Source organism: Caproiciproducens lactatisolvens (assembly GCF_052443335.1).
Lineage (GTDB): Bacteria > Bacillota > Clostridia > Oscillospirales > Acutalibacteraceae > Caproiciproducens.
In genome coordinates, this window is the sequence record NZ_CP195750.1 from 2,712,863 (window position 1) to 2,734,087 (window position 21,225).

The window sequence follows — 21,225 nt, forward strand, 5'->3', positions numbered from 1 at the left end:
TTACCTCCTATACTCGATGGGCTGCGTCAGCTTTACAACAAACGCAAAGGAAACGAAGATTGTGCCGGCGCAGACGGCGAGGACGATCTGGCCGGGGACGGTATGCATCAACGCCGCGTACCAATCCGCATTGATGAACTTGAGCAGCGGGACGTTCAGAACCACCAGCGCCGCCATAGTGATAAATTCCTTCCGTGGGCCGAATACGAGGCTTTCCAGCTCGCCGTTGACGATCCGCATATCTGAGAGCTTTGCGACAATAGGCGTTAGCGTGGTCTTGAGCCCCCGGTCGTACTGGCAGGCCATCACCGCGTCGCACCATTCCCGGAACACCTCGTTGTCGATAGAGCCACGAAGCTCCATGAGCGCGGCGTCCACATCCGGGTCGACGCGCTCGACTCTGTTCAGAAAATTCCGGAACACGCCGCAGACCGGCTGGTTGAGGTAGTTGATGTTTTCCTCCACAGCCGTTAGGAAGTCCTCGCTTCGGAGATAAGCCGTGGTGATGATGGAGAGTGCCGTTTCCAGTTCGGCGGCGACATCCTTCTTGAAATGTCCTGCGGTCAGCTTGATATACCAGAACGGGACGAACATCATGCCCACCGCCAGCACCGGCACAAGGAAAAAGTTGCCCATGATAATGGCGACCGTCGCGCCGATGGTGAACAGCAGCAGGGATGCAGCGCAAATTACCGGGAACCGGGCTTCTTTACCGGTTGCATTCAGAATGGCCTGCGTATCCTCGATCTCCCGGCGCAGGAAGGACTTTTTCCGGCGGTGCGTGCTCTCGTTGATCTCTGTGCGAATGTTTTTTGGCGCGGAGGTCAGCCGCTGGAAGACACCTTGGGTAAAGTCCATAGGAGAAACACGAAAGATAAGAAAAGCGCCGGCGATCATGCCGGCGCAGGCAACTAAGAGTAATGTGGTCAAGCGGTCTCCACCTCCTTTCTGAGAAATAATTGCAGCTGCGTATCCGGCATGCCGTTGTCGACCAGCCGTCTTTGCAGGCTCTGCGAGATATCCATATCCCGTTCATGGTACCCCTCAATGGTGTAATTTCCGTTTTCGTAGTGATTCTTGGTGATGTGGTATCGGTAAATGGAATTGTATCGCCGTGTCCCATCTGGCAGGATCTCACACTCCATGATCTCCATGAGACGGCGCTGTTTGTTCTCGAGCTGCTTGCAAAAGACCACCAGCGGGTATGCCTCGGTCACATTGTCCATGAGGGTCGAGTCGGCCATATCCACCGCGCGCTTGCACAGGGAGACCATGCGGCGATAGGTGGCCTCGCAGGAGCTTGAGTGGATGGTGGTGAGTACGCCCACGCCGGTTCGGGCCGCCTCCTGCGCCGCGTTTGCCTCTTCGCCGCGCATCTCGCCCACAAAGATGAGATCGGGATTAAAACGGAGGGCAATGTCCAGAAGACCAATCTGCGTGATGCGCTGGCGCTCATTTTCGCTGTCGCGGGTGAGCGTGTGAACGACGGAGTTGACTACCTGTCCATTCTTCTCCCGCACCAGCTCTATCTCACGGGAGCCGTTTTCGATGGTGAAAATACGCTTGTTATCCGGTATGGTGGTCAGAAGCCAGCCTGCCACGGTGGTTTTGCCGGAGCTGGTGGCTCCCGCCACACAGATGGAGATACCGTAACGCAGGCAGGCGGCAAGAAAATCCAGCATTTCATCCGTGGCCGTTCCGCCGTCCACAAAGTCGGCCTTGGTCATGTTCTGCGGATTGACGATACGGATGGAGGCGGCCACGCCCACGTCCGCGTCCACTACCGGCGTTTTCATGGCGGCGATGCGGATATTCTGGCTGAGCGTGCCGGTGACTACGGGGCTGGCGTTGTCCAGTATGACGCCGGAAGTGTGCAGCATGCGCCGGATGACGTTGATCGCATGATCCGGAGAGTCGAAGTGTTCTTTGAGCTTTTCCGACAGGCCGTTGGAATACTGGATCTCCACGTCCCGCCAGGAGTTGACATCGATTTCTTCGATGCCGGAACCGAAGATATATTTCGTGAGGAAGCCATATTCCGCCATTTCGGAGTAGATGGCGTCTATCAGCTCGTCCATGGTCATGCCTTTGACGGCAATGCGCTTGTCCTGAACGTACTTTGCCGCGTATCGCTTGATTTGCTCCCGGCTGTCGGATCCTCCCGTCATCAGGGTGGAATAATTGGCCGCGATATAGCCCTGTACCTCATGGCACACGTCGGGGAACTCGCGGGAGTCATCCTCCGGCGTGAAGAAAAGAGAATGCGCCCGTCCGGTCAACACAGGCTTACCCTCGGCAGGGGGTGCTTCTTCGCTGGGGATTGCGGTAAGGGCTGCGGGTGCGGCAATGGCTTCCACCGCTTTTTCCGTGTGCTTTTCCTCCAGATTTGGCACAGGCGACGCCGGCGCTGCCGGTGTGAATACGGAGGCGCTTCGTTTTTTTCCTAACATCCGAACACCTCCTTCAGAATTCGATCCAGTTCCTTTCGGAACAGACGGCTATCCTTCATGGTGAGGTCGGCGAGGAGATTCCCGGAAAGGTACTGTTCCTCCAGTTCCTGCGAATAAGGCAGCTTAAAGGCCACCGTGCCCAGCACCTTTCCGATATGCTCGGCGGCCTGCTGGGGCTTCACGTTCGACGCCACCTTGTACTGCTTGTCCGCGTCCCACTTGGTATCCTTGAGGAGCGGGAGCTGGCTGGAGAAATATCCAACGGATTTGAGGTCGCAGTTGGCGAGTCTCAGGACGCTGTCCGCCTCCATCAGCGCCACGGCAGAAAGGATGTCGTTGGCAATATAACTGCCGCAGTCCACAACGACATAGGATGCAAGCTTCCGCAGCCCATCCAGCAGTTCCGTAGCCTGCTGCTCCGTATAGGGTGGATAGGTGTATTCGTTTTCTCCCTTTTTCATTCCGAGTATAGTGAGATAGGGCATCCGCTTATGGGTGACGCAGTTGTTCTTGATGAGCGCGTCGCTGATATGCGGCACCGCGAGGATACCGCCGAGGGACCGTTCGCATTCCAGCTCCACAGGCGGACAGATGCAGGGCAGCATGGGCGCGGTCATGTCGCACAGGAGGAGCGCAACATTTTTCTTTTTGTCGGCGAGAGCCTTCGCCAGCTTTACAGCCGCAACGGTTTTCCCGCTGCCGGGGCTGCCCCAGACCGCGAGCATTCCGCCGTTTTCGGCCTGTACCTCCTGTTCCGGTTCATCGTTTGCGCCGCGGTGAAAAATGCTTTTTTTCTTAAAGTTCATCAGTTTGAAGCCGCCTCGCTTTCCGGCGAGTTCTCAGCGGCTGAATCAGTAACCTCGCTTTCATCTGCTTTTTCCTCTTGGGCGGGATAGAGCTTTCCGATCAGCTCGTCCTGGGCCTTGATGAACGCGTTGGCGACGTCCTGCGTGCCGCGATAGACGAGCGCCAGGTGAATCTTCGCATCCTGTTCCAGCTCGGCCAGCACCTTCGCCTGCTCGGGACTGACGAGGAAGGTCACGGTCGCGGGAAGGTCTTTTTCATCCTCGTTCGTCGCTTCGCCGGTGTTGGCGTCATAACCGGTGGAAGCGGTCACGCTGATAACCTCCACATACTGCAATTCGGGCGGCACGACGGTTTTACCGCTCTCCTGATAATCCGCGACAAGCACACTGACAATGTCACCGCTCTGGAGCTTGCCGGACAAACCTGTCGCAAAAGACTTGATGGTGACGCTCATGGCCTGCTTGGTCCCGTCCAGATTGTAAAGGTAGGAGTTTTCGGCGGCAGGCGCGTCGGAGAGCTTGGACGGCAGGATATAATCGCCCGCGGCAAGGTCTGCCGCGGCGTACTTGCCCACGACGGACGCAGTGTCGTGCAGGATGTTGTCCGGCAGGTTGTACGCGCCGACCTCCACGGTCTGCACCATGTCCGCCGTAACCTGCTCTCCGGCGTCGATGGTCTTGGTCACGCGGACAATTTCTTCTTTCTGGCTGATGCTTCTGTTAAAAAGCGGCGTGATGCCGAAACAGATTACCAGCGCCGCAAGGATGCAGATGACGCCGACGACCGTCCGGTTTTTGAAAATGCTCATAAAATAGAACCTCCTCAAATCATGAAATATGCGGCGGTAAAGCCGACAGCGAGAAACGGGGCCAGCGGGTAGCTTCCCGGCGCGGCCCCTTGTTTTCGGATTCGGCGGATAAGCCTACCGCCGAGAGCGAACAGCAGGAAGAGGAAAAGCGCGAGAATCAGTCCTGCAAGCCCCGACAAGAACCCCAGCGCAAAACAAGCGGCGGCGATGAGCAAGGTGTCTCCCGCGCCGCCCCTGCCTCGGCCCGCCGCAAAGAAAAACGGGACCGCAAGGAGCAGTCCAAAAAGATTGGCGGGGCTGAAAGAGATCAGCCCCGCCAAAGCGAGAAGGATACATGCGCTGTAAGGAATCGTCCTGCTGCGCAGGTCGGATACACCGGCGAAAACCAGCGGCCCGACAAACATCAAGATGCTGATCAGCTGCGGCATGAATCAGCCGAGCTGGTCGACCGCGCCGCCATAACCGAACATGTCGTTGATGGACTGTTCCAGCTTGGGGAGAACGGTGTCGCCGAACAGTTTATACAGGGTGAACAGCAGCAGAGCGCCCAGAACGACGGCGATCAGGATCTTGATAGCAGTGTCGATGTAGCCCTCGCCGGAATTACCGGAAAGGGCCCGATGGGTAAACGCGCGGCTGCGGGACAGGATGTTCTGCGCCTTTGCGCGGACGGTGAAAGCGGCGTTCTCAACGGTGGTCATGATGGCATTAATGGTCTTTTTCATAAATCGTTTTCCTCCTATAATTAGATGGTGTGTGGCTTACATGGACTGGCCGGACATGGCCTGGGTCCGCTGGGGCGCGGGCGCTTCCGCCTGCGTGTGTGTCTGGGAAAGCGCCTGCTCATAGGCTTTCATGACGGCAGCGTTGAACTGTTCGCGGGACTCCTTTGTGCAGGGGAAACAGATATCCTTGTATTCGCTTCCGACCTTGTACTGAGGCATCGCCACGAAAAGTCCCTTGTTGCTCTCCAGCACCTTCACGCCGCGCACAGCGAAGGCACCGTTGATGTTGACGCTGGCTGTTGCTCTCTGGGTGCCGCTGCTTTTTGCGTTGAAGATCCGGACGTCATAGTTGACGGGGGTCTGCCCTGCGGTTTTCTCCGGGGTGGCCTGCTCCGTCGCTTGAGTCTGTGTTTTTGCCATTGAAAATGCCCTCCTTTATAATTTTGGATAATAAAAAAGCGCCCCGTCCGGGTGCTGGGTCACAAGGTCATCTTCATCCCGAAATCCTGCTCCAGACCGGGAAACTCAACAGGCCGAAAGCAGGTGCGGTCGAGATAATAGAAATCGCTGCCGCCGCTATCGTAGAGTTCCACGAGGTCGCAGACCGACATCGGACGGCCTGAAAAGCCGGGCGGCCTGCGCTCGGTGAACTTGTCATAGATCGCCTCCAGATCGTTGGTGTCGAGCTGCCCGTCGTAGACAACGGCGTAATTCTCTATCTTCGGCTCCGGCAGGGGCCTTCCGAAGGTGACGATGTCTTTCCATGCCGCCGCGCCGGGCTTGAGCTGCCAGATACGGCAGCTTTTCAGGATGGCGGGAATGGCGTCCTCCGCAACAGATGGTGAATGACCGCTGGAGAGCCGCTCGTATACGCCGTCCATCCAACGAGGCGACAGGTTGTTTTTTGACAGCCAGCGATTCAGCTCATCGTTTTGAAACATGGTGTCCACCACGGCGGTATCCCGGTCAATATATCCAGCCGGATTGCCGTAGTACCAGACGCAGCCGTTTCTCTGTTCAATGCCTGACACGGCATCCACCTCCTTAGTTCATGGTCATTCCTCCGATCTCAGGCGCTGTCTGCCCGGTCAGCTCCGCCAGCCTTTCCCGCGCCCAATCCGGCAGACATTCATCCCGGAGTGCGCCGATAAAGTCATGACGGTTCCAACGGGTTTCCTCTCCGTTCCCAAGGCAGGTGCAGCGGACGGAACGGCCAATGGCGTTTGGCCTGCAGCCGAAACCGTCGTGGGCATACCAGAGCTGATCCTCCGGTCTCCAGCATTCCTCCTTCAGAATATCCGGCGAGAGTACCAGCACCTTGCCGGTAAAATCCAGCTTACCGGTGTCCGACTCGCAGCTTGTACTATCGAGCAGGCCCAGGGCCTGAACCGCTTCACGGTATTGATTGACGAACTGTTTCAGAAGTTCAGGGCGGACATCCACGCAGATAATCTCCGGCTTTTTCTCCCAGCCGAGATCCCGAACAGGAGTCCGCCGCGCCCATGCCATGTTTTCCGGAGAATAGCGGCCGTCAGCGCCATTGACCAGCAGGGTTGTGGCCAGCACCCAGTTGACGCGCTTATATCCGAACTCGGCAAGCACGCTCTGCACGCATCCCGGATTCAGATTCTTGCCATTTAAGTCACGGCTGATGGTTTCTTCGATGACCGCGCGGCAGTCGGCGTTGGCTTTTCTGCTCTCCCGCCACAGCTTTATTTCCTTCTGCCGCCGCGCTTCCTCGAGAGAGTAGGGGTAGAGACCGGTGTTATTCACCATAGATGACATCGTCCTCCATCAGATGTTCCTCCAGTTCGCAGACGCAGACGCCCGCCGTTACCAGCATCTCGAGCAGGTCGTCGGGGAAGTCGGAGATGTCATGCTCATAATTGGCGCGACCTACGAGGATCAGACCCTCGTCCGGGTCGGCGTAAGCCTCCAGCTTGGCGCTGCGGGGAATATTCAACTCGTCCAGCAGCTCGGGCGGGATCTTGATCTCCTGTTCGCCCTCCAGCGTCTCATTGCAGGCGTCGCAGCCACCGCAGATGCCGCAGACGTCGGCAAGGTGCGTCGTCAGGGACTCCGCCAGTCCTGAGATTGATTCGATGGCTTCGATCAGTTCATAGGTGGTCATTTTTCCCTGCAGGACGGCGACGCAGTGCCGGAGCTGGTGCAGCTCCGCGCATTTTGCCTCCGCGATGCCAGAACCCTCCAGAATCGGAGAAGGAATGGTCATGCTGAGATCAGTTCTTTTCGTGGTGTTCTGAGTGTTTTTCATAGTGCATCCTCCGTATAATCATTTTCTGTTTTCTGCCCATAATCGAAAAGGGTCATCTGACTCGGTTCGCAGCGGGCCCGTTCCCCGAGGTCGTAATTGCCGATGAGCAGCTCCGCGAACTGGCTGTTGGGGTCATATCTCTGCTTGATATTGTTGATGCGGGTGGTGGAGAGGATCTGAATTTCAGGCGCGTCATACAACTCGCGGATGAACTCGTCGTCGTTATAGGAGAGCAGGAACTTGCCCTGTATGCCGAGAAGCGCGTCCCGAAGCCGAACATGGTCTTCTTCTGTAAATCCTTCTTTTCCGACATTTTTGTAATAGCTTTCGGTGGCGTGATAGGGCGGATCGCAATAGAAGAAGCTCACCGGGCGGTCGTACTGCCGGATGAGCTTCTCGAAATCCTTATTTTCCACCACGACCTTTGCCAGCCGCCGATGTGCCTGCTCGATGAGTGGGAAGTTTGCCCGCATATCATGGGGCTGACTGCCGAAGCTGTCGAGACTGGAGGCGTAGCTAAAGCGGATAAGCTGGTAAAACCACGCCGCCTTCTGCACATCGGACGCGGGGCTATCTCGGGCGAGGCTATCCCTGACCAGTTCAAAATCTTCTCGGGAATTTAGGACGTATTGGAGCTTTTCCATCAGCTCCCGCGGCTTGTCCCGCACACAGCGATAGAGGTTGACGAGCAGGCCGTTGAAGTCGTTGTAGACCTCGAAATCGTTGCCGGGCGGCTTTGCGAAGAGTATCCAGCCCCCGCCGCCGAACACCTCAATGTAACGTTCATAGTACAGCGGGAACAAGGGAAGGATCGTGTCGCGCAGGGCCTTTTTCCCGCCGATCCAGCTCATGAAACTGTTCATAGGTCATCACCTCCGCCCATGGGCAGGGAGATCTGACCGGGATCGAACCGTGTACGCGCTTTTTTCAGCCCGCGGATCGCGCCGCTGATGCCGGCTATGCGACTGGACATGTGTCTGATAGTCTGGAGCAGCTCCGCATCCGTTTCCGCGTAAAAATAACCCTTTTCATTGCTGCAGATCGGAACACCGTCCCTGCGCAAGGCATTGATAAGTGCGCGCAATTCTGCTCCTTTAATGCCAAACGCCATTTCAAGCTCCCGGCTGACGGCCGCGTATTGCTCACCGCAATGAAAAATTTCCATGTACCCTGCGAGCTCACTTTTTAGCATTTTTTCTCCTTTTCCGGCGCGCTTTTCCGAAAAAGGGCATAAAAAGAGCAGGGCCGTTGTCCCTTTCGGAAAAACGGCCCCTGCTATGTAATTACACTATTTACTTCTGCGTTTTCTGATATGGTGAATCTGGGTCTTCATAGAATTGGTGAGCCTCCTCAATGGTGACCTGCTGCGTATTTTGCTTATCACACCAGAGAAGCAGGTCAAGGATGCCCCCATTTCTGCCGTAACGGTCCCCACGCTTGGAGATGGCATTAAGATATTCACTCAACGTTTTCATGGTTCAATTACTCTTCCTTCGGATTGATGCCGCTTAGAGAAACGGCAGCAGTCATTATTTCTTCAGGTTTATATCTGTTTCAATGGCACTCTCGCTGATGTCCTTCTTGTGTACGATCTGAAATATCTTCTGCGGCTGCGGCGGATCGCCGCCTGCCGCTTTCCACCCGGCAAGAAAGGCGATGCGCACCATGGCGAACAGCGCGTTTTCCGCTTGATCGTATTCACGGCGATCCAGAAAATCGCTGAACGCCTGTTCAAAGTCATTGGTCTGCATATACATCACCTCTCGCGTAATTGCTCGTTTCAAATGGTATTTTACCATTGATCCGGGCATAATGCAACACAGTTCGAGTATTTGCGCGATTGGGGTTGACGCTTTTCATGTGAATTCTGGATAAACTATTAATAGGAGGTGCGCCATGGACGATAAGCATTATAAGAAATACATTCAGATTGGTCTGAACATCCTGCATTATCGGAAAGAACAGGGGCTTACGCAGCTCCAGTTGGCCGAGATGACCGGGTACAGCCGAAACCAGATACAGCGCGTCGAAACCGCCGCAGCCGCGCCCAGTATTGCAATTCTATATGATATTTCGGAAGCGTTGAATGTGCCAATCGAAAAGCTGTTGGAGATCAGATAAAAGAATGTCCGTTTCGACGGACGTTTTTTTATTCCATAGACATTTCTGAAAGCCGCTGCGATTGTTCTTTGCAAATATAGCCGCTTCCGTTACGGGATAGGGAAAAGCCGCGTTCTTCCAGAAGTTCAACGGCGTATTCCTCAAAGCCGAAGGTACTTTGGGCAAGTTCGGGGATGGAGATACCTTGACTTTTCAGGTCTTTCTCGGCATATTCCCGAAGTCCGGACATCGGTACCAGATCATAGCGGTTCAGGTTTTCGGCGATGTCAAGTGCCGCCGAAAGCCTGCTGCAGTCCTCATATTCCAGCGCAGCGGCGTACAGCTCCAAAAAATTGCGCACTCCTTGGCCGCGCTCATCCAGTACAAATCCAAGGTTTTGCCCGTCATAGACCAGATCGGAAATGCGGTCATACTGCTGTGTCAAATTCCTGATCTCGGGCAGGATACACTTTGCCTCCAGCAGTGTGCATTCATCGATATGTTCTACGCCCAGCGCATCCAGCGCAATCCGTATCTCGTCGGGCTTACCGTCGTTCAATTCCTCGTAATCCGGCAGCCGCAGCCACACACCATCGGGAGTGTGCTGTGATGCCAGCTTCAGCTTGACGCTCCAATCATTATCCACACAGGATTCGAGGTTGGAGCCGTTATAGTGGAAGTCTGGTTCTTCTGTCGGATAGCACACATAAGCGTTGCCGACAAACAGGCCGGAGTGCGCATTCTCATAATTGCGTCCAAGCTGGTTCAGATCGGTGAATGGATAGAGGCTTTCCGGAAGCGTTGTTTCGCTGCGCAAATAAAACCGGCCGAGTTCCTCATAACTCCCGGCCGGGCAGCACACCTCATAATCTTCAAGGCGGAGCAGGTGGTTGATGGCTTCGGTGGCGGATTCGGGTGGCGATCTGAGTATGGCGGCGTTGAGAACCAGAGATTCTTTTCCCGAAAGCGTCGCAAGCCGTTCCTCCAGCCATGCTTTTTCCTGCGCTGTGGCAGGGAGCGTGTTCAGCCGTTCCATACAATTCATTTACAGCATCTCCATTCCGCCCTGCGCGGGCTTCTGAAAGGTCGCCGCCATGGGCTGAAAATCATCGCGATCCATACGTCCATAGGGGGTAATCACGGCATTATCATGTTCCAGCAGATCCCTGCCGTACGCAGGCAGATTCACATACCGTTGCAGCCGTTCCACATCCTTGCCGTCTACCATGAAATTCAGCTCCGCCAATGCCGCGCTCTCCGGGCTGGAGATTTTTGTATCCAGCATATAGTGATCCAGATTGTCCAGCAAAGATACGGCGCTTTGAAGGTCGCCACATTCCGTTGCGGTAAGAACGGCCTTATACCGGAGCATTTCTTTTCCGGTCATAGTAGACAATTTCTCCGCGAATCTGTTAAGTATTTTAACGTCTTTTACGCTGTCCATCGCCCCCGAAAGCAGCGGTATCCGACAGTCGAGACAGCGGCGCGGCGGGGTATCGGGCAGTGCGGTCTGCGGCAATTCCAGAAAACCGCCGTCTGTCAACTCCATCAGGATTTGATAATCGGGCTGCTTCAGCGTCAGGTCCAGGGTCTGAAATGCCTCATTCAGTTCCGTATGCTGTACCACATAGCCCTGTTTAGTGAACACACCGCATTCGCCGATTCGGGCCTCCCGTCCAATCTTTTCAAAATCCAGCAGCTCGAACACCTTGTCCGGGAGCTGCTCCACCTCCGGCACAAAGCCGTTCTCGGCGTAGAATCTGCCGAGTTGGGAATCGTTCGGCACATCTGTCACATGGCAGCAGTCCGTATTGTAGGCGAGGTCAATGAGCCGCGGCATGGGAATGAGCCCCTGCTTTTTATTGACCTCCATCTGCACAAGACCCTTAAAGGAAACCTGTTGCCGCTCGTCCAGCTCTGAGAGCTTCTGCGCCAGGGCGTTGAGCTCGTAGAGACCGGCGTCACCGGAGAGCAGCGGTGCCAATTCCTCAAAATCATAGTATTCATTGATCTGCAGATAGGGCGCTTCGCCCTCGTCCAGCCGCAGCTTGTCCAGCGCGTCCAGCAGCTCATAGGGCGAAGCGGGCAGATCCAGATCCGCATACGCCTCGCTATACGGCGTGTTGGCTCTGGCAAGGTACACATTAAGAATCTTACGCAAGCGTCATTCCTCCCATCTTCGGTCCTTCCGGTTCATAGACTTTCGGGTCCGCGCCGGGGACTGACCAGCCAGCCATGCTGCCGCACTCCATAGCCTGTCGCTGGGCCGCCGTCACGCCGAGGCGTTCGTTGTTGTAGTCGGCCAGTTCCTGATTTCCCTCTCTGCTGTCAGTGCTCCAATCGCTTTTGTAGTAGCCGCTCTCGCCCCGCTTGATGCAGATGAGATCGCCGGTACCGGGCAGCGTGGAGAAGCACAGCTCCGGCAGTCCCTTCGCCAGCTTGGGGGCGAAACATTCCTGTTCAGTTTGGATGCTCCAGTTGTTCTCATCGCTCCAGAGATGGGCGTAAAGCTCACAGTCGCCGATCTTGATTTCTCTTTGCTCAAAGCCCTCGCCGAAGCCGTCACTGGCCTGCCCGGAGATGTACTCCTTCAGCGTGTACAGCTCCTTCGGCGTCAGCTCGCCCGTCACCTGACATTCCGCCACGCCCCAGAGCCTGCCGTTCCGCACCTCGGCGGTGAAATCACAGGACTTGACCTTCTGCTCCACGCTGTCGTTTTTATCGTAATAGTGCATGAGGCCGCGTTCCGTTTCGGTGGACAGCCGCTCCCGCATCAGCGCGGCGACAATGTGGTCCGCATAGCCTGCCGCCGTGTGGTTGTCCAACTCCGTGGGCTCGTCCTCGGTGTCGCCCCATTCATTTTTCTCGTAACAATCCACGGTCATGGGCATATACAGCTTGAGGAGATGCGTTTCGGGCGGCAGGACGGTGAAGCTGTCCTCGCCGATGACCAGTCCAAGGCCGCTGCCGTTGTCCCACTTCACATGGAATGTGCCGACGTCATCAATGCAGTCCAGCGTCCCCATCGTCCCCGGCTCCATGGGGTGGTATGGGTCTTTCATTTCCCGAAGGCGGATGCGGCTGCCATGCGGGTACTGCTCCCGCAGAAAATTGATCCATTCCTTTTGAAGTTTCATGTTTACATTCCTCCCATTGTCATAGTCAGGCCGGACGGCTCCAGCCCCGCGATGCTGAGCTGCAATCGCGCGTCCGCTTCCTGTACGGTGCTGTCTGCGGCGAATCGGGGATTGTCCCGCCAACCCTCGTCCAGATGCGTTTTCCCGTCCTGGGCGATTGCCAGATAGACGGTGGCGATGTCATCCTTAGTGACGCACAGACGCTTGCTGTCGCAGGCAAGGCCGTTGAAGCGGTCGATTGCCCCGGTGAGGGAATCGGTGTCATGCCGAGTTTCACCCTCGCAGGCGAAGTTCTCCACCACGAACCAGCGGTAGCTGTGGGGCAGATTCGGATTCTCCGCGTTTTTAAGCGCCTCGTGGCCACGCTGCGTCAGGCCGTAATCCTCCAGCGGACGCGGGTTTTCCTCGCCGAACAGATCGTAGAGAATATCGTCTGCGCCTTTTCGGACGGTGGGATCGTCCGTCAGCACCTCGTACCGAAAGCCGGAAGTGGGCTTGTATGGCAGCTCGTCGCGGATGACCTGCAAAAAGGTGGCCGGATCGGTGTAGGCCAGCGTTTCACCGCTGGCAAAGCTGACCCTGCCAATGACTGGCGGCTCCTGCTGCGCCATGTCCAGCTCCTGCTGGCGCTTATCAAAGCAGGTCAGGTAATATGTGACGGGTTTGTCCTGAGAATGGAACGCGGCCGAAAGCCTTGAAAATAGGGATTTTGTCATAAGAACACCTCACATAATATTTTTCAATGGCTTGTCTAAAGTCATCTTTCCTTAAATAATTAAAGATACCTTGCTGAATATAGCAAAGTATCTTTAATGAAAGAGGTTATAGAAAATGGATCAGACCAGCCAACTTGAATTGTTAGTTGAAAATGTATTAGCGGTACTCCGGGAACGGGGCAACTCAGAGAGCACAGTAATTCGACACGAAAGAGCATACTCACGCTTGATCCAGTATGCTCACAGTAAAGGGCAAACGGTTTATTCAGATGCGCTAATTAAAGAATTTTTACATGAGCAAGAGAAGATTTTGTCCACTAAAGGACCTCGCTTCATGGAGCAGTACGAGATCGCATTCCATAAGCTGTCGGATGTGGCCTACGGACAGGAAATGCGATTACGGCATTTGCTGACGGTTTCTCTAAAGGCAACACAATTCGACTGGATGCTACCCTTGTTTGAAGAAAAAATCCGCAGGCGGCTCAAGAACCCAGCGGATATCAAAACAAGAGTACAAAATCTCTCCATGTTCTTTGCATATTTGGAATCGCAAAATATATTTACCTTAACGGAAGTCAATATAGACCATATCGCATCTGCCTTTGCAAATTCTGTGGATAAACCCCACTTCAGGAGTACAATGCGAGAATTCCTGACATATGCAGCAGATATGAGATGGATTCCGGTGGATTTAAGCAGCTTTGTGCCAAAGGTTCGCCGACACAAAACGGTTCCAACTGTTTACAGCAAGCCTGAAATCGAGAAGTTTTTGGCCGTAGTTGACCGAACAACAAGGAGCGGAAGACGAAGATATGCCGCATTATTGCTCTGTGCCAGATTAGGGTTACGAAATTCGGATGTGTGTTCATTGGAATTCTCAAATATTGACCACGCAAAGCAGGTTATTTCAATTGTTCAAAGCAAAACAGGCATTCCTTTAACACTCCCGCTTTTACCAGATGTGCAGGCTGCTTTAAATGAGTATATCGAAGTGCGTCCCGAGAGCGACCTTCCTCAAATTTTTCTGCGTCATAGGGCACCGCACTTGCCGCTGCGGAACACGACTTTAGACTACGAACTCCGGACACTGCTGAAAGATGCAAATATCAATACGGAAGGCAAGAAACGAGGCACACATTCTCTACGATCCAGTTTTGCCAGTGCTCTTCTAAATGAAGGTGTCAGCTACCCTGTCATACAAAAAGCGTTGGGGCACAGTAGTCCGAATGCAACCAAGTACTATACGAAAATAGATTTTACTCAGTTAAGGGATTGTGCGCTTGAAGTCCCACGGCCATCCGGCAACTTCGCAACACTTCTGGGCAAGGGGGTGCGGTCTTGAGAAAGCCTCCTGTTTATACATACGAAAGCATCTTCGCTTCAGGAATTAATAGCTTCCTGAAATACAGAATTGCCGGAGGCGGAAAGGGGGTGCAAGAGCCGTATGTTCTCAAAACGCTTGACGATGTTTTTCTCGGCATGGGGTTGAATCAGAAAATTATTGAAGCACAAAGTGTTGACACTTGGATTGCATCCATAAAAGGACAAGAAAGAACAAAGAAAAATTATGTGTCTATTTATCGTATGTTTGCTGAATATCTACATGGATTTGGCTACCCTGCATATGTTCCTCCTTCTCACAGGGGCAGAAGCCTGTATGTGCCCCATATATTCACCCAGGATGAACTGCGACGTATTTTTGAAGCCAGCGACAACATTGTCAGCCGTAGCCCGCTTACTGACGCACCGCTGTGGTTTCCGGTAATGGTGCGCATGCTATATGGGTGCGGCTTGCGCGTTGGAGAGGCAGTCTCACTGCAAAATAGAGATATCGACTGGGAAGAAAATGTTCTTCTCATTAGAGCCGCAAAGGGGAATAAGGACCGGCTTGTTCCAATGAGTCGGTCCCTGGGCTCTGTCTGTCGAGATTATTATACGGTCGCACACACTGATCCAAAACCTGACGATTATTTCTTTCACAGCCGCAATGGAAACCCGTATCCAACACTCAGGCCGTATATGTGGATGCGGCATGTTCTCGAACAAGCTGGAATTGACCGGAACCAAGGAGTTGCAATCACTCGCGGAGTCTGTGTCCATTGCCTTCGACACACATTTGCTGTTCATACCCTTCAACTGCAGAACGAGAAAAATATAGATCGGTTCTATTCAATACCGATTCTTTCAACCTACATGGGACACACAAATATTTATGGAACCGAGCAATATCTGCGGCTCACGCCGGAATACCATGCGGCTCTGCTGAAGCAGTCCGAAGCATATGCGGGAAGTGTGTTTCCGGAGGTGCTGCCATGAAAACGACTGCATTTTCTCAACATCTCGGTACTTACATTGAAGAATATCTACCCAAAGTGCGAAATTATAGTTCCAATACAATTGCATCCTACCAGGACGCATTCAGACTACTGCTTGAATTCATGGCTGAGCAACGCCATATAAAGCCGTACTTATTGGACTATAAGCATTTTTCGGACAAAATGATCTTTGCTTATCTTGCATGGCTCGAAACCGAACGGCATTGCGGTCCTGCTACTTGCAACCAAAGGCTTTCCGCTATTTCGTCCTTTTTCAAATATGCTTCGCAGCGCAGCATCCCTGCGCTCAAGATTTGTGCAGCGATTGCGAGCATCCCGCCAAAGAAGGCTCCGCACAGCGTGTTCTCATATTTTTCAGTGGAAGAATTGGCGTTTCTGCTTCAAATGCCAAATCCGTTGAAGCCATTGGAACGCAGAGATTTGGTCTTGCTAAGCCTGCTTTATGACAGTGGCGCTCGAGCTCAAGAATTATGCGGAATACGACTTGGAGACATTCGTTTTTCCAAACCCACCAATGTCCTCTTACATGGAAAAGGCGGTAAAAATCGAATTGTCCCGTTGATGGAGAGGCCGGCAAAGCTGCTTCGGCAATATATTTCTGAGAAAGCGCCTGACGCTGCAAATAAAGAGGCTCCATTATTTCAAAACCAGAGAGGCGAAGCCATAACGCCCGCCTGTATCCGGAATGTGATTCATAAATACGTTGCAAAGGGCAAAGCTGCGCGCCCGGATTTATTTCACGAAAGTGCTTATTCCCCTCATAGCATGAGGCACAGCAAAGCTGTTCATATGCTGGAGGCTGGCATTGAATTAGTTTATATACGTGACTTCTTGGGACATGCCTCAATACAGACGACAGAAATCTATGCCACAGTAAGCCAGGCCATACTTAACAAAACCCTGCACAACAGGAAGATACCGGAATTTACCGAGGCAGAACTGAAAAGTCTTAAAGGTAATGAATATCCGGATTTTCTTAAAAAGAAAAAGAAATAACGAAAAATTATGTGAGGTGTTCTTATGACAAAATCCCTATTTTCAAGGCTTTCCGCCGCATTCCACTCTCGGGACAAACCCGTCACATATTACCTGTTATGTGCTTAAGCACATAACAGGTACGCCTGATAGTCTCCGGGCTTGGGATTGCAGCGCAGGCAGTAGCGGTAATGCTCGGTTTCCGCCACATAGCCGTACTGACCGGAATTCTTGCTTAACTCCCAACCGTTGTCGTAGCAGTAGTTGGACATGGAGGGCAGGTCCTTCAACACGGTTTTCCGAAATTCATCCACCACGCCATTCAGCTCTGCTTTAAACTCCGGCGAGTTTAACGTCTCGTCGCCGCGGGGCCACCAGGTGTGCCAAAATTCTTTGCCGCCATGGCCAAAGTCCATGCGGACATGGCCGATGCAGCCAAGTTCCGCGTCTTTCTCCGACGTCATGGCATAAAAAAGGCCCGCCTCTGATACAGAAGCGGGTCGAAGCGCATATTTTCTTGGATCATTGGGATAGTTGATGCCGCGCACCTCGCAGAACTCTTTGAGGGAATACCGCTCACCGAGAAAGTCCAATCGACCTTTCAGGGAGCGGTAGCCTGATTTTGGGATCGTGACCGGCTCGTGGGTCAAAATGGTTCCGGCGTGGTTGACGGTGACATTGACTTCTACCGTCACCGGCTCGCTGGGATTCGTGTCGCTGCCGCGGAGGTCGTAGCAGTACCAACCTTTCGGTATCGTGTCGGTCTGAATGCGGTTTTCGGTGAGCAGCGCTGGCTTGCCGAACAGCTCAATATACTCGAAGCTTTCATCGTAGGCGTTTACGCGCATGGGTTTCATCTCCTTTGTGTTTTATAGCTACACAACATACCACAGCGTGGCGGCAATAGCTATTGATTCTTGCACGGGTCGGGTACAAATGTTATACTGAAGTCACAGATAAATCGGAATTTGCCAAGGTAGTAGAAAAGAGTGCTTAGAAATGAAGCCATGGTTTACGATAGAAAAAATTGATGACAGCACACATATTATAAGCGAATATCGCCATTGGGAAGAAACGCATTGCTATCTCCTTGAAGGCGATGACCGCGCATTACTGATTGACACGGGGCTTGGCATCTGCGATATTTCAGCGGAGGTCAAAAAGCTGACAGACAAGCCCGTAACGGCAGTTGCGACGCACATTCACTGGGATCATATCGGTGGGCATAAATACTTCCCTGATTTTTATGCACATGAGGCAGAACTGAATTGGCTGAACGGCGAATTCCCGTTAAATATGGAAACGATTCGCGGAATGGTCATTGACCGCTGTGATTTGCCGGAGGGATACAATGTCAGCACCTATAAGTTTTTTCAGGGAAACCCAACACGCCTCCTTCACGATGGTGATACGATAGATGTTGGTGGAAGAACAGTAACGGTACTCCATACGCCTGGGCATTCACCCGGTCATATGTGCTTTTGGGAAGCTGAAACCGGTTATCTTTTTACCGGAGATCTTGTTTACAAGGACACGCTTTTTGCGTATTATCCGTCAACCGACCCGAAAGCTTATCTGAAAAGCCTTGAAAAGATTGCCGCACTGTCGGCAAAACGGATTTTTCCGGCACATCATACTCTGGATATACAGCCTGAAATACTCATTCGTATGCGTGACGCCTTTCGTCAGCTTGACACTGAAGGGAAATTGCATCACGGGAGCGGCACTTTTGATTATGATGACTGGGCTGTGTGGCTGTAATCTACCCATTACAAATTCCGTTTTGCGAGCAGATTACCAAGGAAGGAAATACGCCTTGAATCATGATCTGAAATTCATAAAACAAGCGCCGCTGACCAACGTGGACTTATACCGCCGTCAGATGGCCATGCTGAAGAGCTTTCTCGAACACGGAGCCATCTCGCCGGAGCAGTACCGCACCAGTGCCGATGGCTTAACCCGAAAAATGCATTTACAGCCGAAGGATTGATCCTTCGGCTGTTTCTTTGCCCGTATTACTCCATCTTCAGCTGCGGCCCCATATTCTCGGCAGGGTCGCCCTGCATCAGCTCGTCCAAACGGAGCGTGCCCTGATAAGCCACATAGCCTCGGTCAACGAACTGCCCCTGTTCCTGCTCCATCCGCTCGGCACCGTATCTGGCAAAGTCGATATACCCGACAAGGTTTTCGTCGTATTCAAAATGACCAGACTCCATGATCATGTGCTTGCCGTATTCCTCCGGCGTGCGCACCTTTGGGACATAGTCGAACTGCTCCAGATTCTTCGCCAGATTTGCGATCTCACCGGCCTGCTCCGGTTTGGCAAATGAAACAACCGCGCCCAGCTTTTCGCGGTCAGCAGGGCTTAGCTGCTCAGCAGCGCGGCACATCTCGTTAAGAGCGGACAGGTTTTCATTTTTAAAATTAAGCGTCGCGTCGATTTCCTCCGGCAGGCTGCTTTCCAGAAAGCGCAGGCACAGATCCCCGTAGTTGTTGATGCCGGCGCGGAGCATGGTGCGCTCGATCTGCGTCTGCGATACAGGCAAGTAGAGATAGGCAGCAGGGCTGTCAGGAGGCGCATAGCGTGAACTCATCTCCACCTCCATCAGGCAGTCCTCATAGCGGTACTGCGGAAAACTGTGGCCGTTATAGAGCTGCGTCATCTCGAAATTGTTATTATAAGCCACGCCATAGGGCGTGACGCGTCCGGCCTGCTGATCAAGGAGCTGCCGTGCCACAACAGCCTCGCCGTCCACTTTGCTCAATTCCTCGGTGGAAGCGCAGCCGCCGTTCATGGTCAGGTAGTGCCTGCGGCCCAGCGTCTCCAGGTCGTTGAAATCCGTGACCACCGTGGCCTCCTGACAGCAGAAGCTCAGATTGATGAACTCGTCGATACCGTGGAGATCCAGCCGGAAGGCCATGCCCTGAAACTGCGTTTTCTCATACTTGTCAAAGCTGTCCAGCCGTTTGGCGAGATAGTCCAGTTCATCAATATTGGTTACTGTCCTTTCCGTGTTCTTGAGAACCGGCCAGTGGTCGGAAATCTCATCAACTCGACAGTCATGCTTTAATGGATCGCCAATCTCCAACGCATCCAGCATTTCGATGATCTCATCGTACTGCTCCGTCGGGATGGGGAAAGGTACGGTAAGAACGCCGTATTCTGGGTGCTGGGCATTGCTTAAAACTGCTTGATACTGCATATGTGTGCCTCCTTACATCGTCTTTTCAAAGGTCATTCCGGGTTCATCATCGTGAACCCCTATCTGCGGTACGGCATCCAGTGAGAGCATATCCACAAGGAACTGCTTCCCGCCAATCTGACAAGCCGCCTCAAAAGCACCGTTGATGTCATCGTATTGACGCTCCATTTTGGACGAGAAAACTGCCTCGCCGATATGCGGAAATGCGCCCTCATATGTGCCGACTGTCAACTTGCCGACCGGGGACAGTCTCATATAGACACCGTCCTCGCCGCCTATGTAGTACAAGGCACCGTTTCCATTGAGTCGGGTAATGCTGTCCTCGACCCAGCGGTGGGCGCTGCCATCGGTGATTGCCTGCCAATACTCGAATTCTTGTTTGGTCATGATTCACCTCGTTCTTTCACGTCATCTGCTGCTGGGAAGCGTCCTGCTCCAGAGCCGTTTTCATCCGCTCGGCATAGTCCGGCACCATCTCCGTGATCTTCGTCTGGATTGCATCAATACGTTGTTCCTGTTCATAGGTGAGCTCATAATCCTGGCTGAGCGTATCAGCGCAGCATCGGTAGATTTCGATGAGCTGCTCGGGCGTGAATTGCTTTTCCTCTGGGACAAGTCCTGCGCGAAGGGCAAAGTCCTTCTTTGCAGCAGCGTAGTTGCTGTCGCAGTAATGACCGTAAACGAGGCCATCTCTGTCATATGACCATTGCCATGTGGTGAATTGGACGCCATACTTGCTCTCCATGCCGCCGAGGACATATCCGTTGAAATCCAGCAACTGCTTATATGGCGCGTCAAGGGTTGACGCATTCAGGGGAGGCGCGTTTTCCATTAGCCTCATGTATTCGGCAGTAGTAGCGGCAATACTTGTCACCCTGTCAAGAGCATCGGACATGGCTTCCGTGTCAACATCCTCAGACCGATACCGGACGCCTCCGTTCATGGTAATCTGACAGAGTGGGCTGCCCTTAAAAGCAACCGGGAGCAACTCGCCATCACCAGCGTGCGTATCGAAACCCTCGTGTGCGAGAAGGATGCTCGCTTCCTGAAAGTATTTGCCTTGTATTGTGTTGTCGGTTGATTTCATAATGTACCTCCAGTCGTTTTCTCACAGAACGTAAAAAAGGCCGGTATCCATTTCTGAATACCGGCCTCAATGAAAATATAGTCACTATGTTTTGGTCTGTATCATTTTGTGATACAGACCTTTTTAGACACAAAAAATTAACAAATTATTTTTGCGAATATGGGGCTGCATTACGGATTTCAGCCTCTGCGAAGGGGCAAAAGAGCACAGAATTTAGTTCAAGTCCCTACCAACAGGGGAGAATAGCCAGAGTTATCTTTTTTTTGCACTTGAAAAAGCGGACACGAAAAAGCCCAGAAACCGCTGCGGTTTCTGGGCTTTCCGGCAAGTTATCTTTTTTACTTGCACAATATGGTTGCGGAGGCAGGATTTGAACCTACGACCTTCGGGTTATGAGCCCGACGAGCTACCGGACTGCTCCACTCCGCGATATCTATTTGTGCATCTTCTCTAAACTCAGCGGTGATGCCTTGTTTAGAGCGCTTAACTATAATACCATTCCAAATAGCGAATGTCAAGACCTTTTTATAAAAGGTTGCTATTCATATGATAAGTGTAACTCAATCGGCACATGGTCACATAGAAGGAGCTATTCTTTGTTTTCTC

Annotated in this window: 27 protein-coding genes and 1 tRNA gene; 6 read left to right on the forward strand and 22 right to left on the reverse strand. The window is 53.0% G+C overall.

The window, feature by feature from the left end; translation table 11 throughout:
• The 13 genes from ACRQV7_RS13310 to ACRQV7_RS13370 form a co-directional block, all read right to left on the reverse strand.
• Positions 1-930, reverse strand: coding sequence for a type II secretion system F family protein (locus ACRQV7_RS13310; RefSeq protein WP_444658525.1), 930 nt, complete (start codon positions 928-930; stop codon positions 1-3).
• Positions 927-2,450: an ATPase, T2SS/T4P/T4SS family gene (locus tag ACRQV7_RS13315; RefSeq protein WP_444658527.1), complete on the reverse strand. Its 1,524-nt coding sequence runs from the start codon at positions 2,448-2,450 to the stop codon at positions 927-929. Before ACRQV7_RS13315 ends, ACRQV7_RS13310 begins: the two co-directional genes overlap by 4 nt.
• On the reverse strand, positions 2,444-3,259 hold the full coding sequence (locus ACRQV7_RS13320; protein WP_444660289.1) for a nucleotide-binding protein: 816 nt from the start codon (positions 3,257-3,259) through the stop codon (positions 2,444-2,446). Before ACRQV7_RS13320 ends, ACRQV7_RS13315 begins: the two co-directional genes overlap by 7 nt.
• Positions 3,256-4,065, reverse strand: a complete 810-nt coding sequence (gene cpaB, locus ACRQV7_RS13325) for a Flp pilus assembly protein CpaB (protein ID WP_444658529.1) — start codon at positions 4,063-4,065, stop codon at positions 3,256-3,258. Before cpaB ends, ACRQV7_RS13320 begins: the two co-directional genes overlap by 4 nt.
• Positions 4,066-4,079: 14 nt before the next feature.
• Positions 4,080-4,493 (reverse strand): prepilin peptidase, encoded by a 414-nt coding sequence (locus ACRQV7_RS13330; protein ID WP_444658530.1) that lies wholly within the window; start codon positions 4,491-4,493, stop codon positions 4,080-4,082.
• Positions 4,494-4,496: 3 nt separating this feature from the next.
• Entirely contained in the window at positions 4,497-4,790 is a 294-nt protein-coding gene (locus ACRQV7_RS13335; protein WP_444658531.1) for a DUF6133 family protein, read from the reverse strand.
• Positions 4,791-4,826: 36 nt separating this feature from the next.
• The gene (locus ACRQV7_RS13340; RefSeq protein WP_444658533.1) at positions 4,827-5,210 is read right to left on the reverse strand and encodes a SpoVG family protein; all 384 of its coding nucleotides are present in this window, start codon (positions 5,208-5,210) and stop codon (positions 4,827-4,829) included.
• Between the two features lie 59 nt (positions 5,211-5,269).
• Positions 5,270-5,821, reverse strand: coding sequence for a YodL domain-containing protein (locus tag ACRQV7_RS13345; protein ID WP_444658534.1), 552 nt, complete (start codon positions 5,819-5,821; stop codon positions 5,270-5,272).
• A 13-nt stretch (positions 5,822-5,834) separates the two neighbouring features.
• On the reverse strand, positions 5,835-6,566 hold the full coding sequence (locus ACRQV7_RS13350; protein WP_444658535.1) for a DUF3849 domain-containing protein: 732 nt from the start codon (positions 6,564-6,566) through the stop codon (positions 5,835-5,837).
• Positions 6,556-7,065 carry a hypothetical protein gene (locus ACRQV7_RS13355; protein ID WP_444658536.1) on the reverse strand — a complete coding sequence of 170 codons (510 nt, stop codon included), beginning with the start codon at positions 7,063-7,065 and terminating at the stop codon, positions 6,556-6,558. The genes ACRQV7_RS13350 and ACRQV7_RS13355 overlap by 11 nt, the downstream gene beginning before the upstream one ends.
• A complete protein-coding gene (locus tag ACRQV7_RS13360) occupies positions 7,062-7,916 on the reverse strand; it encodes a DNA adenine methylase (protein ID WP_444660291.1) in 855 nt (284 codons plus the stop codon). Before ACRQV7_RS13360 ends, ACRQV7_RS13355 begins: the two co-directional genes overlap by 4 nt.
• A gap of 8 nt (positions 7,917-7,924) precedes the next feature.
• On the reverse strand, positions 7,925-8,257 hold the full coding sequence (locus ACRQV7_RS13365) for a hypothetical protein (protein WP_444658537.1): 333 nt from the start codon (positions 8,255-8,257) through the stop codon (positions 7,925-7,927).
• A gap of 337 nt (positions 8,258-8,594) precedes the next feature.
• Positions 8,595-8,816 (reverse strand): hypothetical protein, encoded by a 222-nt coding sequence (locus tag ACRQV7_RS13370; protein ID WP_444658539.1) that lies wholly within the window; start codon positions 8,814-8,816, stop codon positions 8,595-8,597.
• Positions 8,817-8,961: 145 nt separating this feature from the next.
• Here ACRQV7_RS13370 and ACRQV7_RS13375 point away from each other — a divergent pair, with 145 nt between their 5' ends.
• The gene (locus ACRQV7_RS13375) at positions 8,962-9,186 is read left to right on the forward strand and encodes a helix-turn-helix domain-containing protein (RefSeq protein WP_040660386.1); all 225 of its coding nucleotides are present in this window, start codon (positions 8,962-8,964) and stop codon (positions 9,184-9,186) included.
• A 28-nt stretch (positions 9,187-9,214) separates the two neighbouring features.
• Here the strand turns inward: ACRQV7_RS13375 and ACRQV7_RS13380 are convergent, their stop codons facing one another.
• The 4 genes from ACRQV7_RS13380 to ACRQV7_RS13395 are packed head-to-tail and all read right to left on the reverse strand — an operon-like array spanning position 9,215 to position 13,018.
• A complete protein-coding gene (locus ACRQV7_RS13380; RefSeq protein WP_444658541.1) occupies positions 9,215-10,210 on the reverse strand; it encodes a hypothetical protein in 996 nt (331 codons plus the stop codon).
• Positions 10,211-11,326, reverse strand: a complete 1,116-nt coding sequence (locus ACRQV7_RS13385) for an antirestriction protein ArdA (protein ID WP_444658543.1) — start codon at positions 11,324-11,326, stop codon at positions 10,211-10,213.
• The gene (locus ACRQV7_RS13390; RefSeq protein ID WP_444658544.1) at positions 11,319-12,302 is read right to left on the reverse strand and encodes a DUF4314 domain-containing protein; all 984 of its coding nucleotides are present in this window, start codon (positions 12,300-12,302) and stop codon (positions 11,319-11,321) included. Before ACRQV7_RS13390 ends, ACRQV7_RS13385 begins: the two co-directional genes overlap by 8 nt.
• Positions 12,303-12,304: 2 nt before the next feature.
• Positions 12,305-13,018 (reverse strand): hypothetical protein, encoded by a 714-nt coding sequence (locus ACRQV7_RS13395; protein ID WP_444658546.1) that lies wholly within the window; start codon positions 13,016-13,018, stop codon positions 12,305-12,307.
• A 115-nt stretch (positions 13,019-13,133) separates the two neighbouring features.
• Between ACRQV7_RS13395 and ACRQV7_RS13400 the strand changes: the two genes are divergently transcribed.
• From ACRQV7_RS13400 to ACRQV7_RS13410, 3 genes are read left to right on the forward strand one after another with little or no spacing between them, the layout of a single operon-like run.
• Positions 13,134-14,360: a tyrosine-type recombinase/integrase gene (locus ACRQV7_RS13400; RefSeq protein ID WP_444658548.1), complete on the forward strand. Its 1,227-nt coding sequence runs from the start codon at positions 13,134-13,136 to the stop codon at positions 14,358-14,360.
• Positions 14,357-15,334, forward strand: coding sequence for a tyrosine-type recombinase/integrase (locus ACRQV7_RS13405; RefSeq protein WP_444658549.1), 978 nt, complete (start codon positions 14,357-14,359; stop codon positions 15,332-15,334). Before ACRQV7_RS13400 ends, ACRQV7_RS13405 begins: the two co-directional genes overlap by 4 nt.
• Positions 15,331-16,350, forward strand: coding sequence for a tyrosine-type recombinase/integrase (locus ACRQV7_RS13410; protein ID WP_444658551.1), 1,020 nt, complete (start codon positions 15,331-15,333; stop codon positions 16,348-16,350). Before ACRQV7_RS13405 ends, ACRQV7_RS13410 begins: the two co-directional genes overlap by 4 nt.
• Positions 16,351-16,454: 104 nt before the next feature.
• Here the strand turns inward: ACRQV7_RS13410 and ACRQV7_RS13415 are convergent, their stop codons facing one another.
• Positions 16,455-17,177 carry an LPD28 domain-containing protein gene (locus ACRQV7_RS13415; protein WP_444658552.1) on the reverse strand — a complete coding sequence of 241 codons (723 nt, stop codon included), beginning with the start codon at positions 17,175-17,177 and terminating at the stop codon, positions 16,455-16,457.
• A gap of 151 nt (positions 17,178-17,328) precedes the next feature.
• On the opposite strand from ACRQV7_RS13415, the gene ACRQV7_RS13420 reads away from it, so the two are divergent.
• On the forward strand, positions 17,329-18,090 hold the full coding sequence (locus tag ACRQV7_RS13420; protein ID WP_444658553.1) for an MBL fold metallo-hydrolase: 762 nt from the start codon (positions 17,329-17,331) through the stop codon (positions 18,088-18,090).
• A 55-nt stretch (positions 18,091-18,145) separates the two neighbouring features.
• Complete coding sequence (locus ACRQV7_RS13425; RefSeq protein ID WP_444658555.1) at positions 18,146-18,319, forward strand: hypothetical protein; 174 nt, start codon at positions 18,146-18,148, stop codon at positions 18,317-18,319.
• A gap of 25 nt (positions 18,320-18,344) precedes the next feature.
• Here ACRQV7_RS13425 and ACRQV7_RS13430 read toward each other — a convergent pair whose 3' ends face one another.
• The 4 genes from ACRQV7_RS13430 to ACRQV7_RS13445 form a co-directional block, all read right to left on the reverse strand.
• Complete coding sequence (locus tag ACRQV7_RS13430) at positions 18,345-19,532, reverse strand: antirestriction protein ArdA (protein ID WP_444658557.1); 1,188 nt, start codon at positions 19,530-19,532, stop codon at positions 18,345-18,347.
• A 12-nt stretch (positions 19,533-19,544) separates the two neighbouring features.
• Entirely contained in the window at positions 19,545-19,919 is a 375-nt protein-coding gene (locus ACRQV7_RS13435; protein ID WP_444658558.1) for a hypothetical protein, read from the reverse strand.
• A gap of 16 nt (positions 19,920-19,935) precedes the next feature.
• Positions 19,936-20,619, reverse strand: coding sequence for a hypothetical protein (locus ACRQV7_RS13440; RefSeq protein WP_444658559.1), 684 nt, complete (start codon positions 20,617-20,619; stop codon positions 19,936-19,938).
• A 352-nt stretch (positions 20,620-20,971) separates the two neighbouring features.
• Positions 20,972-21,048, reverse strand: a tRNA-Met gene (locus tag ACRQV7_RS13445).
• Positions 21,049-21,225 lie beyond the last annotated feature (177 nt).

Coding starts and splice junctions, on each gene's coding strand:
- ACRQV7_RS13315 (WP_444658527.1), bottom strand. CDS start 2,450: ATGTTAGGAAAAAAACGAAGCGCCTCCGTATTCACACCGGCAGCGCCG.
- cpaB (WP_444658529.1), bottom strand. CDS start 4,065: ATGAGCATTTTCAAAAACCGGACGGTCGTCGGCGTCATCTGCATCCTT.
- ACRQV7_RS13330 (WP_444658530.1), bottom strand. CDS start 4,493: ATGCCGCAGCTGATCAGCATCTTGATGTTTGTCGGGCCGCTGGTTTTC.
- ACRQV7_RS13335 (WP_444658531.1), bottom strand. CDS start 4,790: ATGAAAAAGACCATTAATGCCATCATGACCACCGTTGAGAACGCCGCT.
- ACRQV7_RS13340 (WP_444658533.1), bottom strand. CDS start 5,210: ATGGCAAAAACACAGACTCAAGCGACGGAGCAGGCCACCCCGGAGAAA.
- ACRQV7_RS13350 (WP_444658535.1), bottom strand. CDS start 6,566: ATGGTGAATAACACCGGTCTCTACCCCTACTCTCTCGAGGAAGCGCGG.
- ACRQV7_RS13355 (WP_444658536.1), bottom strand. CDS start 7,065: ATGAAAAACACTCAGAACACCACGAAAAGAACTGATCTCAGCATGACC.
- ACRQV7_RS13360 (WP_444660291.1), bottom strand. CDS start 7,916: ATGAGCTGGATCGGCGGGAAAAAGGCCCTGCGCGACACGATCCTTCCC.
- ACRQV7_RS13365 (WP_444658537.1), bottom strand. CDS start 8,257: ATGCTAAAAAGTGAGCTCGCAGGGTACATGGAAATTTTTCATTGCGGT.
- ACRQV7_RS13370 (WP_444658539.1), bottom strand. CDS start 8,816: ATGCAGACCAATGACTTTGAACAGGCGTTCAGCGATTTTCTGGATCGC.
- ACRQV7_RS13375 (WP_040660386.1), top strand. CDS start 8,962: ATGGACGATAAGCATTATAAGAAATACATTCAGATTGGTCTGAACATC.
- ACRQV7_RS13380 (WP_444658541.1), bottom strand. CDS start 10,210: ATGAATTGTATGGAACGGCTGAACACGCTCCCTGCCACAGCGCAGGAA.
- ACRQV7_RS13390 (WP_444658544.1), bottom strand. CDS start 12,302: ATGAAACTTCAAAAGGAATGGATCAATTTTCTGCGGGAGCAGTACCCG.
- ACRQV7_RS13395 (WP_444658546.1), bottom strand. CDS start 13,018: ATGACAAAATCCCTATTTTCAAGGCTTTCGGCCGCGTTCCATTCTCAG.
- ACRQV7_RS13400 (WP_444658548.1), top strand. CDS start 13,134: ATGGATCAGACCAGCCAACTTGAATTGTTAGTTGAAAATGTATTAGCG.
- ACRQV7_RS13410 (WP_444658551.1), top strand. CDS start 15,331: ATGAAAACGACTGCATTTTCTCAACATCTCGGTACTTACATTGAAGAA.
- ACRQV7_RS13415 (WP_444658552.1), bottom strand. CDS start 17,177: ATGCGCGTAAACGCCTACGATGAAAGCTTCGAGTATATTGAGCTGTTC.
- ACRQV7_RS13420 (WP_444658553.1), top strand. CDS start 17,329: ATGAAGCCATGGTTTACGATAGAAAAAATTGATGACAGCACACATATT.
- ACRQV7_RS13430 (WP_444658557.1), bottom strand. CDS start 19,532: ATGCAGTATCAAGCAGTTTTAAGCAATGCCCAGCACCCAGAATACGGC.
- ACRQV7_RS13435 (WP_444658558.1), bottom strand. CDS start 19,919: ATGACCAAACAAGAATTCGAGTATTGGCAGGCAATCACCGATGGCAGC.
- ACRQV7_RS13440 (WP_444658559.1), bottom strand. CDS start 20,619: ATGAAATCAACCGACAACACAATACAAGGCAAATACTTTCAGGAAGCG.